The organism is Desulfovibrio sp. ZJ200, assembly GCF_011039095.1.
GTDB lineage: Bacteria > Desulfobacterota > Desulfovibrionia > Desulfovibrionales > Desulfovibrionaceae > Desulfovibrio.
The window spans coordinates 25,821-41,067 of record NZ_JAAKEH010000028.1 but is presented as its reverse complement, the minus strand read 5'-3'; the positions used below and the strand labels follow the sequence as shown (position 1 = coordinate 41,067).

The window sequence follows — 15,247 nt, the reverse complement described above, 5'->3', positions numbered from 1 at the left end:
TCCAGAATGGGCATGCCGTAAATGGGCGTGCCTTCGGCGGTGTTGGCCGCCGGATTGACCACGTCGTTGGCGCCCACCACGATCACCAGATCCGCGTCCGGGAACATGGGGTTGACGGTGTCCATTTCCAGCAGATGCTCGTAGTCCACGTTGGCTTCGGCCAGAAGCACGTTCATGTGGCCGGGCATGCGGCCCGCCACCGGATGAATGGCGTATTCGACCTTTGCGCCCCTGGCTTCCAGGGCGTCGGCCAGTTGCTTGACCTTGTGCTGGGCCTGGGCCAGAGCCATGCCGTAGCCGGGCACGATGATCACGTTTTTGGCCGTGGTCAGCAGTTGGGCGGCCCGGGCATCGGCAGTGGGCGCGACATCCGTTTGCGCCCCGGCGGCCGGAGCCTGCCCGGCGGCATAACCTGCCAGCGTCGCCACGGTCTTGGCCGCGTCGCCCAGCAGCATGAAGACGCCGGGTTTGGTGTACAGCGGATTGGGAACGCCCGCGTAACCCGGCTTTTCGTCATAATTGCAGATGATCACGGCCTTGGCCTTGTCCGCTTCCAGAATGGGCATGCCGTAAATGGGCGTGCCTTCGGCGGTGTTGGCCGCCGGATTGACCACGTCGTTGGCGCCCACCACGATCACCAGATCCGCGTCCGGGAACATGGGGTTGACGGTGTCCATTTCCAGCAGATGCTCGTAGTCCACGTTGGCTTCGGCCAGAAGCACGTTCATGTGGCCGGGCATGCGGCCCGCCACCGGATGAATGGCGTATTCGACCTTTGCGCCCCTGGCTTCCAGGGCGTCGGCCAGTTGCTTGACCTTGTGCTGGGCCTGGGCCAGAGCCATGCCGTAGCCGGGCACAATGATCACGTTTTTGGCCGTGGTCAGCAGTTTGGCGATGGCAGCGTCTTTCTGCCCGGCGGATTGCGCGGCCGCTTCGGCTTTGGGCGCGGATGCCCTGGGCGCGACCGCGACCGGAGCGGCGGGCTTGCCGGTTACGGAGGATTGACCCAGCAGAATGGGCATCAGCGTGCGGTTCATGGCTTTGCACATGACGCGCGTGAGCATCAGGCCGGCGGAGCCGATGATGCCGCCCACGGCGATAAGCAGCGGGTCGGCCACGGCAAAGCCCGCAATGGCGCAGGAGATGCCGCCCATGGAGTTGAGCAGCGAAATGGTGATGGGCATGTCCGCGCCGCCCACGCGAATGGTGAAGACGATGCCGAAGAGAATGCCCGTGGCGAACATCAGGAAAATGAAAAACGAGGGGAGAAAATTCGGTGCAATGTTGTAAATGCACAGGGAGACGAGCATCACGCCCAGAATGACGTTGATGATCCTGCTGTGATTGGTCAGCACAATGGGTTTTTGCGGCAGGAGCTGATGCAGTTTGCCCGCGGCCACAAAGGAACCCGCGATGGTCGTCATGCCCGAGCAGAGCGCCAGGCAGGCGTCGATGCGGTGGAATGCGGAGGCAGTGCCCACGTCCAGAAGCATGATCAGGCCCACGATGGCCGCCGCGCCGCCGCCGAAGCCGTGCAGAAAGGCCACCAGCTGCGGCATCTGGATCATCTTCACCTTGTTGGACAAAAACAGTCCGAATGCCGTGCCCAAAGCTATGGCCACCCAAAGGGCCGGAGAGCTGAGCGAATTGTCCCTGTACATGGTGATGAGGATGGCAAGGGCCATGGATATGGCGCACAGCTTGTTGCCGCGCACGGCCGTCTGGACGTTGCTCATCAGGTGCAGGCCGTAAAGAATGGCAAGGGCGAGGACCGCGGCAATGATATTGTAGTATAATGTGCTCATTTCGCAAACAACTCTCTATTCTTTAGGGGTCATTCGGGACGTCAGCGAAAAGAGCCTGCTAGCGCTTTTTGCCCGCGATCATTTTCAGCATCTTGTGCGTGATGTCAAAACCGCCGAAGACGTTGGTCACGGCCAGTGCAATGCCGAAAGCGCCCAGAAACACGCCCACGGTGGAGCCGGCCAGATGGGTGGCCGTCAGGGCGCCGAGAATGATGACCCCGTCGAGCGCGTTCATGCTGGACATCAGCGGCGTGTGCAGCAGGCTTGGAATATGGCTGAGTACCTTGTAGCCGATGACCAGCGAAGCAATGAAGACCAGTAAAAGAATGAATGTGCTCAAGGGGACGCCTCCGTATGGTTGATGCGGCTCCTGCGCCGCAACGGCGCAGGAGCCGGGGGCATGAGAAGAAGCTTCTCATGCTCCGCAATTGCCTACAGCCCGGCTTCTTTGGCGCCGGCGTGCACGATTTCCTTATTGATGGTGGTCAGGGTGGAAGCAACGATGGGATCGTTGCGATCCAGCACGATCTTGCCGTCCTTGGCCAGGTAGGCCAGCAGGTTGTAAATGTTGTTGGCGAACATCCAGGTGGAGCTGGTGGGCAGCATGCCGGGGATGTTCTTGATGCCGCTGATGGTCACGCCGTGGCGCACCACTTCCTCGCCGGCTTCGGTCAGCGCGCAGTTCCCGCCCTGGTCAATGGCGATATCCACGATGACCGAGCCGTGAGCCATGGATTTGACCATTTCCTCGGTAATCAGCACAGGCGCCAGCTTGCCGGGAATCAGCGCGGAGAGGATCAGCACGTCGGCGTCCTTGATCACAGGCTTGATGGCCTCGATTTCCTTGGCCAGCCATTCTTCGGGCAGACGCTGGGCGTAGCCGCCCTCGCCGATGGCCACGCTGGCGGGCACGCCGGTGTCAAAGGCCTTGGCGCCCAGAGACTTGGCCTGCTCGGCGGCGTCGGGGCGGATGTCGATGGCTGTGACCACGGCGCCCAGGCGTTTGGCGGTGGCCACGGCCTGCAAGCCGGCCACGCCCGTGCCGATAACCACCACGTTGGCAGGCTTGATCACGCCCACCGCGGTGCCGACCATGGGCAGGAATTTACCCAGGTAGTTGGCGGCCATGAGCACACTCTTGTAGCCGGCCACGGTGCTCATGGAGGTCAGGGCGTCCATGCTCTGCGCGCGGGAAATACGCGGAATGCCGTCCAGGGTCAGGCTGATGCAACCGGTGTCGCGGAGTTTTTTCATGGGCTCGCGGTTCACCGGCGCGGCTGGATGCAGGAAGGTGATCAGGTACTGCCCGTCGCGGAGCATGTCGCTCTCATGCTTGTTGACGTCCTTGTTGAACAGGGGCTCTTTCACCTTGAGGATCACGTCGGCTTTGGCAAAGATTTCTTCCGCGCCGTCCACAAGGGTCGCGCCCGCGTCCACATATTGCTGATCGGAGAAAAAGGAGCCTTCGCCGGCTGTTTTCTGCACAAGCACGGTGGCGCCCTCGGCGACCATCTTTTTCACGGTCTCGGGGGTGGAGGAGACGCGGCCCTCGCCGGGCATGATTTCTTTGGGAACGCCGATGGTCATACCTGAAAATTTCATGGATGCACTCCTTTTCGTTGGAACCGCTTATTGTTTTGGAGCGTTCTTCCGGCTGCCCCTGGCAGGGCACGGCGATCACTGCCCGTGCGACTGGGCCTTGCAAGGGCAACCACAAAACAACCGGGCAAAATGCCGGGCTTTGCCGTTGCTGCACAGGGGTAAGCCGGATGCGGCGGCATTCTTTCGGCTTGTCCCCGTTTTTTTTCCGTGTTTTCCCGCGCCGCGCGCGGCGCGGGAAAACTTCGGGTTCAGATTCGCTCTAAAGGACGTGAGGAACAGGCAATTGCCCGCCGATTACGCCTTTACGACCTGAAAAGCCTTGTCCAGAGCCTTCAGGACTTCGTCAAGCTCGGCCGTGGTGGCGATCAGCGCCGGGGCCAGGCAGAGGGTGTTGTTCAGTTCGCGGAAGCAGCGGCTGGTCTTGCCGATGATCACGCCCTGCTTCATGCATTCGCCCACAACCTGACCGGCCACGGCTTCGGACACGGGCTCCTTGGTGGCGCGATTCTTGACCAGCTCCAGCCCGCAGAACAGGCCCTTGCCGCGCACGTCGCCGATGATTTCGTACTTCTTTTCCAGAGCCTTCAGGCCGTCCATCAGGTAGTCGCCCATTTTGACCACATTATCGAGGACCTTGTGCTCTTCCATATAGTTGATGTTGGCGTAACCGGCGGCAGGGCCCGCGGTGCAGCCGCCGAAGGTGCTGATGTCGCGGAAGTAGCTGTCGCGATCCGAGGGATCGGCGATGAAGTCCTGGAAGACTTCCTCGGTGGTGACCGTGCAGGAAATGGGCGCGTAGCCCGCGGCCACGCCCTTGGCCATGGTCACGATGTCGGGCTTGACGTTGAAGTGCTGGTAGCCGAACCATTTGCCGGTTCTGCCCAGACCGCAGACCACTTCGTCGATGATCAGCAGCAGGCCGTACTTTTTGCAGATTTCGGTGAGGGTTTCGTAATAGCCGTCAGGCGGCACGATCACCCCGCCGCCGGCAGTGATCGGCTCCACGATCACCGCGCCCACGGTGTCCGGATCTTCTTTCTGCACCACGGTCTCAAGCTCGCGCGCGAACTTTTCGCCCAGATTGGCCGTGCCTTCGGGGTAGGGCGAGCGGTATGCCGAGCATGCCGGAAATTCCACAAAGCCGGGAGTGAAGGGGCCATACTGGTTTTTGCGCTCTTCCTGGCCGCAGGCGCTCAGCGTGGTGATGGTGGTGCCGTGATAGTCGCGGTTGCGGTAGACGATTTTGTACTTTTTGCCGCCGTGCTTGAGCTGGGAGATCTGGCGGACGATCTTGAAGGCCTTTTCGTTGGCTTCCGAACCGGAGTTGGAAAGATACACGCGGCTCATGCCGGGCATTTTTTCAATCAGTTTTTTGGAGAACTGAATGGTGGGGATGTTGCCGTAGCCGTTGGCGAAATAGCAGAGCTGCATGAGCTGATCGTTCACGGCTTTGACCAGGGTTTCGTTGCCGTAGCCGAGGTTGACCGTCCAGACGCCGCCGGAAACGGCATCCAGATATTCTTTGCCGTGGATGTCTTTGATCCGCATGCCCTTGCCTTCCACAAAGATGGTGGGATCGGCTTTTTCAAAGACTTTGTGCTGGGTGAGGTGATGCCAGACGTATTTTTTATCATCGGCAATCAATTCAGCCGCATTAAAAGACTGAGCCATGTGAGCCTCCAAAGGGTGAGAAGATTTCGGAAAAAATGCGCCTCATTTTCAGGCTCCGGTCGAGTATGCGGCAGGAGCACGGGGATCGTCGTTATAGTGCCGCGTCACAAAGGGCGGCTGAAGAGCAAAGCGGGCGGAAAGCATGCCCCGCCGCGCCTGCGGACTTTGGTTTGCATCTCGGCAGTATTGCCGCCTGCGTCTTTACGCTGTTCCGAACGCTTTAGCCTACGCAATCCTTGTGCCAAATCGAACGTGCCGGAGATGCCATGCAATAGCAAATGGTTATTTCAGTCGCATGGCGTATGGCTCAAGGCTTTTCAAGTTTCATAAGTCAAATTCGACTTGGCTTGTCACGGAGAGGCTGTTCAATGTCAAGTCGAATTAGACTCACAATGCAAATTCGACTTATAAAACATGGCAAAAAATTTGCCTTGCGATGCGCGCAAAACAATTATTGCCGCCGGTTTCCGCCTTGTCAGGCAAAGCCTTACCTGCTTTCACTTCAAACAGCAATGCCTGGAGGCGTATTTCATTGCTTTTCAAATATAATTTTTCAGGAAGAGCGGCCAGTGGCTTCAAAATTTTTTCTTTTTCCATTGCGGAGGCTCTTGCTGAAAAAAGCAACGGCGCTTCAGCGACAATCGCAGAGCGTCCTGGCGCGCAAGGATTTAAGGCGGATGGAGCCGTTAAAAATTTCTCCGCGCAGTTCTTTCAGGCGGCGTTCCAGATCCGGGGGCGCATTTTCGCCTGCAACCGCCTTGAAGGGAGCCATATCCGCGATCCCCACGCCGCCGTTCTTCAGGTCATACACGATGATCTCCTTGCCCCTGAAACCATTGGCTGCGGCTGCGGCCACAATTTCATACACCGCTCTGTCCGCCCCCTTCAGAATGGAGGTCAGCATGCGGCCGGGCAGCAGCGCGCGCTGATCGGCATCCAGGCCCACGGCATAGGCGTTGCGCTCCCGTACCTCCTCAAGCGCGCCGGCATTGCCCCGGCCGGCAGCCAGGACCAGCACGTCCGCGCCCTGTTCCAAAAGCCCGCGTGCCTTTTCGCGCCCCGCCGCGGCGTCGCCGAAGGAGCCGGTCACCGTGTTGATCACCCGCACTTGCGGATCGATCAGGCGCGCGCCCTCGCTGAAGCCGTTGAGCAGGGAACGCATGGCAGGCACATCCTCGCCGGACAGCCAGCCGATGATTTTTTCCCGATTAATGCCGGGCAGACCGGTCTGCCCGGTCAGCATGGCTGCCGCCGCTCCTGCCAGAAAGGCGGCCTGCTCGTCCGCAAAGGTCACGCACATGATATTGGGCGCGCGTATGCCGGCATCAATGCAGCCGAATAAGGTATTGCGGAAGTTGGCGGCATTTTCGCGTAAAATTGTATGAAAGCCGTCCGAGGCCACCAGCACGAGGTCAAAATCGCGCGCGGCCCGGCGGAAAACAGCCTCCTGATCCGCACCCGGCGCTGCGGCCAGAGTTTCGGCATGCAGGGAAAAGTCCCGGGCCGCCCTGTCCAGACCCGCGTTGAGCAGCGTTGTCCAACTGTTGCCCGCGCCTGCCGGGCCCCCGTGTTCCAACAGCAGGGCCACGCGCAAAGGGCGCGCCGGATTGCCGGCCGCGTTTGAAGGCGCGCCCGACGTAGCGGCGGCAACCGCAAGCGGCATTGCCAATGTCAGAACGGCCCAGATCAGACAGGCCGGAATCAGGAGAAAGCTCCGGCAGGGGATGGATGGCATGTTCTTCTCCTTCTCTTGATGATTCGCTGTAAAATCTTCGCAACTTCAAGCTCAGCCTTCCGGCCCAGGCAGGACGTGGCGCGGCGCGAGGGGCCCGCGGCCCGGCCGTCTTTGCGCGCCGAGGCAGGGCAGGACCGTCCGGCACGCGTAAACGAGGCGCGGCAAAAAGGTCTGGAGGACTGCGCCTGCCTGGCTCCCTTAAAGGATACGTCGACGGCGCGTCCGCCACAAGCCCGGCCTGAGGCGGAAGGATTCGTTTTTAGAGCATTTTCTCTTTGAAAATGCTCTGCTGACGCGAAAGCGGCAGCCGCCGCAACGCGGCGTACATTCAGGCGAAAACCGCGTTTTTCGCCTCAATGCCACCTTTGACTTTCATAAAAAGTCAAAGGTAATCTGCTCTAGAGTGAAATTCCTTTCGCAACCATAGGAAAGTAAAATGAATTTTTTACGGAAATCATCGCAAAGGCGAATCCCTCTTGAGGCGGGGGGAGCGGGGGTATGTGAAATACATAACTAGCCATTTGCTGCCGGCTGTGCTACAATACCGCCACGCGAACAAGGAGATATTTTATTTCCAAGGGTCAAATGGCTTCCTCTGTCTTTCGGCTGTGTCGGCAATGCTGACGGCATTTGCGGAGCTGCTGCCCTGATCCGTGAGCGGTCACTGCCGCCAGGGGGCGAGGCCAGGGCTGACGCGCGGGAGGCGTTGCCTGTGCAAAAAGCCGGTTTTCCCCAGTGCGTCGCGCGCTGAACCGGGTTCCCCGCTCCAGCCTCCGGGCATTGCCGGAGAGACAAAACTCCTTGCTTTGGAAACAGCGCCCCGGGCGCAATGCGGCAGAGGCCGCACTATACATCATTTATTCTGTCTGAAGGATGGTCAGCATGCCTACGGATACCTTGCCCCCCTGGCTGGATGCGCGCGCCATAGACAATGCCCTGAGCCGCGAAAAAGCTCCGGACAGCGCCGAATTGACCGATATTCTCGATAAGTCGCTGGCTCTGGAGCCGTTGAGCATTCAGGAGGCTGCGGCGTTGATGCGGGTCTGCGAAAGCGAAGATCTGGCGCGGCTGCTGGCAGCGGCCGATCAGGTCAAGCAGAAGGTTTACGGCGATCGCATCGTGCTTTCCGCGCCCCTGCACATTTCCAATCACTGCGGCAGCGAGTGCGTGTACTGCGCCAACCGCCGCGGCAATACGACGGTGGCGCGCAAGTACATGACGCCGCCGGAAATGCGCGAGGCAGGGCGCAAGCTGATCCGCCAGGGCCACAAGCGCGTGATTCTGGTCAGCGGCCAATTGCCCAACGCGGATGTGGAGTATCTGGCCGAGGCCGTCAGCGTGCTGTACACGGTCTTTGACGGCCTGGGCGAAATCCGCCGGATCAATGTGAGCGTGGGGCCGCTGCAACCCGAGGAGTACGCGGTCCTGCAGAGCGTGGACGTGGGCACGGTGCTGATCTATCAGGACACCTATCACGAGCAGAGTTATCGCGCAGCGCATCTGAGCGGGCCCAAGAGCGATTATCAGGCCAGGCTGAAGGCCGCGGACACGGCCCTGCAATCCGGGGTGACCGATACGGGCCTGGGCTTGCTGCTGGGGCTGGGGCCCTGGCAGTATGATCTGCTTGCCGTCATGCTGCATGCGGCGCATTTGACGCGGGTCTATGACGCGGGCAGCCGTACCGTGAGCATGCATCGCCTGCGCCCCGCGCCCGGCAGCAGCTTTGCCGCGCCCTATCCGGTGAGCGACGGGGAATATCTGCGCTGCGTGGCGATCATGCGGCTGGCCGTGCCCTATACCGGCATCGTCCTGACCACCAAGGAGCCCGCCGGGCTCTGGCGCGACGGCTGCAACGCGGGCTGCTCGCAGTTGCTGACCGGCAGCGTGGCCAATCCCTATGAAAGCTGGACCGAGGCGCCGGGCGAAAAGGTGCCTTTTCCCATCGGCGAAGATTGCCACGTGGACGAAGTGGTGCGCTTTTTGCTGGAAGAAGCCCGCCATCTGCCGTCCTTCTGCACGGCCTGCCCGCGCCTGGGCCGCAGCGGCTCGGAGTTTCTTTCCATGGTGCAGGAATGCGGCATGAAGAGCCAATGCGGGCCCAACTCCATAGCCTCTTTCATGGAGTTTCTGCTCAATTACGCCACGCCGTACACCCGCCAGTTGGGAGAAAAGCTGATTGCCGAAAAACTGGACGGTCTGCCCGAACAGGAGCGCGGCGCGGCGGAGCGGCTCTTGCAGAAGGTCAGGTCCGGCCGCATGGACGAGTTTATCTGACGGCAGGCAAAGCTCCCCGAACATGCATCGGGCGGGATTTGCCCGCCGCCGGCCCGGTCGGGACAGGCCGCACGGCAAAGCGGCCCTGGAAAGCAGGGGCGCGATGACAACGCATTTTCATTTTTCGGCGTCTGCGGCAACATGGTCTGCCATGTTTAGGGCGTTTAGCTAATTTCATTAGCAAAACGCCCTGGAAAGCATGCCGGGAAAATGACTTTTTCGCCCGCCGGGAACGCGCACCTTCCGGCGGGCTGCGTTGTTTGTGCCGCCCGGCGGTAAAACCAGCACAAGGATGATCCTGCGCGCATGCGGGGGCGGGGAGAGCTCTGGAGCAGCGTTGGCTGGCTGCCGCAGTAACCAGTTGCGGTCTTCATCCGTAGCTTCCTTCGTCGCAACGGCTGAAGCCTGGGCGCGAAATGATGGCAGCGAAGTGATTGAAAATAGATATTTTCAATCAAAAAATGCTCTAAGGAGCAGGCCATGGCGAAAAGAAGGGCAAGCCTTTATTTTGATCAACAGGACAAGGATATCCTGGCTTTGGTCAACCGCATTCTGGAATCCCATTGCGGCCCTTCCGAGGATTGCCTCTTTGATCCCGCATTGCACCCCCACGGCATCAAGGAACTGGCCACGTCGCCGGTTTCGCGCATGGCCTACGCGGTGATCAATCTGCTGCACAGCCTGGAAAACGGCGGAACGCAGGCCGGAGATCGCCTGCTGGCCCTGCAGACTCTGTACGACGAGGTGCTGACCAGCGCGCATTCTCTGCTGCGCCGCAATACGGCCCGCGTGCTCATGCAGATCATGAAAAGCATGGTGCGCGCCCACGGCCGGCGGCTTGCGCAGCTCAAACTGGCCCACGATTTCCGCCGCACGGTGCAGGGCACGCCCAGAGTGGTGCGGCGCATGCTCGCGCGGTATCATCTGCCGGAAATGCCCGAGGCCTGGGATCAACTGGCCTTTGACGATCATGTCTACGATGCCAATACCAAGGGGCGCAAAAGTCCCACGCATCTGATCATGGACGCCTGGATCAAGGGGCTGCGCAGGCTTACCGTGGCCTATGAGTATTGCGTGGATCAGGAAGCGGCCGCGGAACTGCTGCGAGCCGCGGATATCACCGGCATTGTTGTGCGCATCGGCCTGGAATTCCAACTGCCATTTTACGACCGTTTTGTCAGCCTGTTGTGGATTCCACGCGGTTTCAGCTCCAACCGCGATTTTCTGGAATTTCTGCAAACCCCCGGGGTGCAGGCCATGATGGGGCGCGGCAGGGAAGTGCTGCGCTGGCGGCAGGAAAGACTCTTGCAGGTTCTGGCTGCCTGGAACGTCGCACAGCGCCCGAGGCTTGCGGCCGCCTGGGATGTGCCGCTGCCGGAGCTTACGGTCGAAGCCTTTTTGCAGTTTGTGGGGCGGGGGCAGGCTTCGACGCTGCATCTGGCCGAATGTCTGCACCGGCATGTGCAACCCGCCCTCCAGGCCCGCGCGGCCATCCTGGCCGACAAGGGGGATCAGGCGGCCCGCGCCGAGCTGGAGGCCCTGGAAAATCTGGGGCCTGATGTGATTATTGACGACTGGCTTTCGCCTGAAAAACATCCCGAGATGCCGGATTTGAGCCGACCCGCGCCGCTGTCGGAAATGCCCGCGTTTCTGCGCCTCTCGCCGCAGGAACTGACGCGCGAGTTGCAGGGGCTCAATCCCGGCTATCGCCTGGTGCTCGGCACGGCGGGGCTGAGTGTGGAAGATGTGACGGAATTGCTTTGGGATTGCGGGGGCGCGATCAGCCATCTGGAAATCTTCAACATGAAAGGCTGGATGGAAGGGAAGTTGACCGGCCTTGCCGCCATCGGCGAACTGCAGCGCGCGCTCAACCTGGGGCTGGGGCCGCGCGTCAAGCAACTGGTACGCCGGATGATCCGGCATATGGAAAGCAGGGGCGAGGACGAGCGGGCGGCAAAATTTCAGGATATTTTGCGCGATGTGCCCAACTTGTGGGAACACTACCGGCACAATCCGCTTAAATCCCGTTTAGGCACCAGTTCGGCCAGCCGCCTCTCTTTCGGCATGGGGCTGGTACTCAAGGAAACCGTGCCCCGCCGCAGCCTCGCGGAACTGCGGCGCAAGCAGCAGCATACGCGGCCCATTCCCATTTGCTCGCCGGTGGAAGAGTGCCTGAGCTTTCGTGCGCCGCGCAACCCTTCCACCTGGCAGCGGCTGCTGGCAAAGCTGCGCTGGCTGCCCGGCTGCCGCCATCTGGGCATGGAACGGCGGCGGCAATGGAAGACCGCCAGCGAGGACTGCCGCATCTGCGCGCACGGCAATGTGGTCAATCTGGGCGGACTGAACAGTGCCGCAGGCAACCGCCTGCTCAAACAAAAACGGGCCGAGCGCGCGGCCAGCCTTGGGCTCTCCTATTTGAACAGCGCGGTGAGCAACTGGCTCAAGGTGCTTTTGGGCTTCATCCCGGCGTTCTTTTCCTTTTTATATACCCAGGACTGGTGGTTTCTGGCCTGGTTCGGCACATTCATCTGGTTCGGGATCACCGGCGCGCGCAATGTGGTGCAAATGGTGCTGGCCGCCAAGGGGGCCACGCGCGACACGCTGATTCACTGGAAAGATCAGATCAGCGTCAGCCGCTTGTGCGACTCGCTGATGTATACCGGCATTTCGGTCCTGCTGCTGGAAGTCATGGTGCGGGTCTGGCTGTTGCAGGACGGTTTGGGCGTGAACGTGGCCGAAGATCCGGTCCTGGTCTTCACGGTGCTGAATATCGTCAACGGTTTTTATATTTTCGCCCACAACATTTACAGGGGCTTTCCCAAAGAGGCGGCCATCGGCAATCTGTTCCGCAGCGCTTTGGCCATTCCGGTTTCCTCGCTGTACAACCTCCTGCTTTTCGAGGGCATCCTGCTGCTGGGTGTGAACGACCCGGAAATATACCTTGTGCCCAGCGCGGCCGTGGTTTCCAAGATGGCCTCGGATACCGTGGCGGCCCTGATCGAAGGCTATGCCGACAGCCAGGTCAATCTGCGCATGCGCCGCTGGGACTACCAAAGCAAACTGGCCGAAGTCTTTGCCTGCTATACCCGGCTGGAGCTGCTCTTTCCCCAGGAAGACGCGCTGGTCAAACTGGCCCGGCCCGGCGGCCTGCATGGGCGGGGCGGAGCCGAGGGCCGGGAACTGGAGCGGGCCTTCATCATCAATGCCCTGGATCTCATGTACTTCTGGTATTATCAGCCTCTGGCGCAGGATGCCTTCCGGCAGATCGCGCGCGCCATGCCCGAGGCCGACAAAAACGTGCTGGCCCGCTCGCAACTGGTGCTCACGCGCGAGCGCGAGATCAGCCAAATGCTGGTGGACGGCCTTTTGGGGCGCAATTTCTCGCGGCCCCTGGCTTTTTTTCTGAACAAACGCAAGGAATATTTGCGCAGTCTGGCCAGGCTCTGCCGTCCGGGCAGGCTGCGCGAGCCCGGCTGTTTGCATTAGGGCATTTTCTCTTTGAAAATGCTCTGCCGACGCGAAAGCGGCAGCCGCCGCAACGCGGCGTACATTCAGGCGAAAACAGCGTTTTTTCGCCTCAATGCCAGCTTTGACTTTCATAAAAAGTCAAAGGTAATCTGCTCTAGAGCATTTTGCTGATTTCATTGGCAAAACGCTCTAAACAGGCGCGGAGAGAGGCGCTATCGCCGGCAATGCTGCGGCGGTCGGCGCTTTCTCGCCGGCACAGCGGCTCGCGTGGAAAACTCCAGGGCCGCAGAAGAGGATTCGCTTCCATCTGTGTCTTTTCCGCAAAAAAGTTTTTTCCGTCCTGTAACTCCAACGTAGCAGCTTTGTTTAAGTATTTTATTGTTTGTGTGATCATTCCAGCCTTGTTCAAAAAAGAACGCGTTCTTTTTTCCAGAGACGCCTTGCAACACTGTTGGGCATGTGATACGTTAGTGGTAAGATGTATTTCTTATCACCATGGGGTTTCTCCATGCGGGGAGGCCGCGCAACAGCAAGGAGTCGCTGATGAGCACGGATGTCAAGAGCATGCACATGGGGCAGATTACCTCATTTTTCATTCCCAATGTCACTCTTGTGGGCGAAAGCTGTTCCAAAGAGATTCCCGCGCGCCTGAAAAGCATCGGCGGCGCCAAGCCGCTGATCGTCACTGATCAGGGCATCGTCAAGGCCGGCATTCTGAAGCAGATTACGGATATTCTGGACAAGGCCGGCATGCAGTACGCCATTTTCGATCAGACCGTTCCCAATCCCACGGACAAAAATGTGGAAGCGGCCTATGCCGTGTACCAGAACGAAAAGTGCGACAGCCTGATCACGCTCGGCGGCGGCAGCTCCCATGACTGCGGCAAGGGCGTGGGCTTTCTGGCCGGCAACGGCGGCAAAATCCATGATTACGAGGGCGTGGACAAATCCGCCAAACCCTTCCCGCCGTATGTGGCGGTGAACACTACCGCGGGCACGGCCTCGGAAATGACCCGCTTCTGCATTATCACCGACACTTCGCGCAAGGTAAAAATGTGCATTGTCGACTGGCGCTGCACCCCCAGCGTGGCCATCGACGATCCGCTCCTGATGATGGGCATGCCTCCGGCCCTGACGGCCTCCACGGGCATGGACGCCCTGACGCATGCCGTGGAAGCCTATGTGTCCACCGCGGCCACGCCCATGACCGACGCCTGCGCGGAAAAAGCCATTGAATACATCAACCGCTACCTGCGCCGCGCCGTGGCCAACGGCAGGGATAAAGAAGCCCGCGAGGGCATGTGCTACGCGCAGTATCTGGCAGGCATGGCCTTCAATAACGCCAGTCTCGGCCATGTGCACGCCATGGCGCACCAGCTCGGCGGCTTTTACGATCTGCCGCACGGGGAATGCAACGCCATCCTCCTGCCGCATGTGAGCCAGTACAATCTGATCTCCAGCCGCCGCCGTTTCGCGCGCATCGCGCGCCTGCTGGGCGAGCGCACGGACGGCATCAGCGCCAATGAAGCCTCGCAGAAAGCCATTACCGCCATCAATATTCTCTCCAGGGATGTGGGCATCCCCGACGGCCTGGTGGCTCTGGGCAAAAAGTACGGTAAAAACGTGCGCGAGGAAGATATTCCGATCATGACGGCCAACGCCCAGAAGGACGCCTGCGCCCTGACCAATCCGCGGATCATGACCGACGAGGCCGTGGCCGCCATTTACAAGGCGGCCCTGTAGAGCGTTTTGCTCATGAAATGAGCGAAACGCTCTGGCGACAGCGTTAGAGCGGTTGCCGTTTTCAACAGCAAACCGCTCTAAGACGAAGGCCCGCACCGGTCGTGGTCCTCCCGGGCCGGTGCGGGCAAGCGTGCCGTTGCCGCTGCCGGGAAGAACTCCCGGGCGCGGCGCGGCCGAACAGTAAAAACGGCATGCGCAGCGGCATGCCGTTTTTACTGTGTAAGCGCCCGCACTTTGTCTGCGGTTCAGGGGCGGATGATCTTGTCGGCCAGATCCAGGCTGGTGACAATATCCAGCATATTGGAGGTCTCCCCCACGGCTTTGGCGGCCAGCAGCCCGTAATGCGCGAGGCATGTGCCGCAGACCAGCACGCTGACGCCGTTTTGCGCCAGAGCCTGCAAGGCTTCCAGGGCCGGCCCCGGCCTGGTGGCCAGCCTGACGCCGCCATTGACCAGAATCAGCCGCCACAGGCGCGGCCCCAGTTCCGGCAGGGTAGCCAGAAAGTTATCCATCAGCCTGCTGCCCAGGCTGTCGTCGCCCCGGCCGATGGTTTCCGTTGTAATCAGCACCAGCGTTTTCCCTTCTCCGGCGCTGTCCGGCACAGCGCAGCGCCCGATCGCGGTCTCGCTCATGCCTTCTGTTCCGGCGCGCGCCGTGAGCCGCCAGCAGCTTTCTCCCGCCTGTTCACAAGCCACGGCATACCCCCGGCCCGCCAGAAAGCGGCGGACATTCTCCACGGCAGGCTCATTGTCCACCAGGACTTCCAGGCGGCGTTCTCCGGCGTCCGCGGCCGCGCGGCAGCGGAGCACCGGCTGGGGGCAGGGGATATTGCGGCAATCAAGGCTTTTCATAGCCAGGCATCTCCTTGTATATTGAGAATTATTTTTATTTACATCAGGCATGCTTATAGCGTATTTTCAAGACGTCCGATAAGCAAGGCAAACGTTGC

12 protein-coding genes are annotated in these 15,247 nt (G+C 60.4%); 4 read left to right on the top strand and 8 right to left on the bottom strand.

Annotated features, from left to right (window positions below):
* The 6 genes from G7Y52_RS15510 to G7Y52_RS09280 form a co-directional block, all read right to left on the bottom strand.
* On the bottom strand, nucleotides 1-1,805 hold a 1,805-nt coding region (locus G7Y52_RS15510; protein WP_206215252.1), incomplete at its 3' end, for an NAD(P)(+) transhydrogenase (Re/Si-specific) subunit beta.
* Nucleotides 1,806-1,863: 58 nt separating this feature from the next.
* Nucleotides 1,864-2,145, bottom strand: a complete 282-nt coding sequence (locus tag G7Y52_RS09300; protein WP_165070815.1) for an NAD(P) transhydrogenase subunit alpha — start codon at nucleotides 2,143-2,145, stop codon at nucleotides 1,864-1,866.
* 92 nt (nucleotides 2,146-2,237) lie between these two features.
* The gene (locus G7Y52_RS09295) at nucleotides 2,238-3,407 is read right to left on the bottom strand and encodes an NAD(P) transhydrogenase subunit alpha (RefSeq protein WP_165070813.1); all 1,170 of its coding nucleotides are present in this window, start codon (nucleotides 3,405-3,407) and stop codon (nucleotides 2,238-2,240) included.
* A gap of 294 nt (nucleotides 3,408-3,701) precedes the next feature.
* Nucleotides 3,702-5,078: an aminotransferase class III-fold pyridoxal phosphate-dependent enzyme gene (locus tag G7Y52_RS09290; protein ID WP_165070810.1), complete on the bottom strand. Its 1,377-nt coding sequence runs from the start codon at nucleotides 5,076-5,078 to the stop codon at nucleotides 3,702-3,704.
* 405 nt (nucleotides 5,079-5,483) lie between these two features.
* Nucleotides 5,484-5,675: a hypothetical protein gene (locus tag G7Y52_RS09285; RefSeq protein WP_165070808.1), complete on the bottom strand. Its 192-nt coding sequence runs from the start codon at nucleotides 5,673-5,675 to the stop codon at nucleotides 5,484-5,486.
* A 34-nt stretch (nucleotides 5,676-5,709) separates the two neighbouring features.
* Nucleotides 5,710-6,813 (bottom strand): BMP family ABC transporter substrate-binding protein, encoded by a 1,104-nt coding sequence (locus G7Y52_RS09280; RefSeq protein WP_165070806.1) that lies wholly within the window; start codon nucleotides 6,811-6,813, stop codon nucleotides 5,710-5,712.
* Between the two features lie 882 nt (nucleotides 6,814-7,695).
* On the opposite strand from G7Y52_RS09280, the gene hydG reads away from it, so the two are divergent.
* From hydG to G7Y52_RS09265, 3 genes are all read left to right on the top strand, one after another.
* The gene (gene hydG, locus G7Y52_RS09275) at nucleotides 7,696-9,087 is read left to right on the top strand and encodes a [FeFe] hydrogenase H-cluster radical SAM maturase HydG (protein WP_165070804.1); all 1,392 of its coding nucleotides are present in this window, start codon (nucleotides 7,696-7,698) and stop codon (nucleotides 9,085-9,087) included.
* Nucleotides 9,088-9,567: 480 nt separating this feature from the next.
* On the top strand, nucleotides 9,568-12,573 hold the full coding sequence (locus G7Y52_RS09270; RefSeq protein WP_165070801.1) for a hypothetical protein: 3,006 nt from the start codon (nucleotides 9,568-9,570) through the stop codon (nucleotides 12,571-12,573).
* 12 nt (nucleotides 12,574-12,585) lie between these two features.
* Nucleotides 12,586-12,726 carry a hypothetical protein gene (locus G7Y52_RS09265; protein ID WP_165070799.1) on the top strand — a complete coding sequence of 47 codons (141 nt, stop codon included), beginning with the start codon at nucleotides 12,586-12,588 and terminating at the stop codon, nucleotides 12,724-12,726.
* Here the strand turns inward: G7Y52_RS09265 and G7Y52_RS09260 are convergent.
* Nucleotides 12,710-12,949 (bottom strand): hypothetical protein, encoded by a 240-nt coding sequence (locus G7Y52_RS09260; RefSeq protein ID WP_165070797.1) that lies wholly within the window; start codon nucleotides 12,947-12,949, stop codon nucleotides 12,710-12,712. The two genes, G7Y52_RS09265 and G7Y52_RS09260, sit on opposite strands and share 17 nt — an antisense overlap.
* A 149-nt stretch (nucleotides 12,950-13,098) precedes the next feature.
* Between G7Y52_RS09260 and G7Y52_RS09255 the strand changes: the two genes are divergently transcribed.
* Nucleotides 13,099-14,298 carry an iron-containing alcohol dehydrogenase gene (locus G7Y52_RS09255; RefSeq protein WP_165070795.1) on the top strand — a complete coding sequence of 400 codons (1,200 nt, stop codon included), beginning with the start codon at nucleotides 13,099-13,101 and terminating at the stop codon, nucleotides 14,296-14,298.
* Between the two features lie 245 nt (nucleotides 14,299-14,543).
* Here G7Y52_RS09255 and yedF read toward each other — a convergent pair whose 3' ends face one another.
* Nucleotides 14,544-15,149: a sulfurtransferase-like selenium metabolism protein YedF gene (yedF, locus tag G7Y52_RS09250; RefSeq protein WP_165070792.1), complete on the bottom strand. Its 606-nt coding sequence runs from the start codon at nucleotides 15,147-15,149 to the stop codon at nucleotides 14,544-14,546.
* Nucleotides 15,150-15,247: the final 98 nt, after the last annotated feature.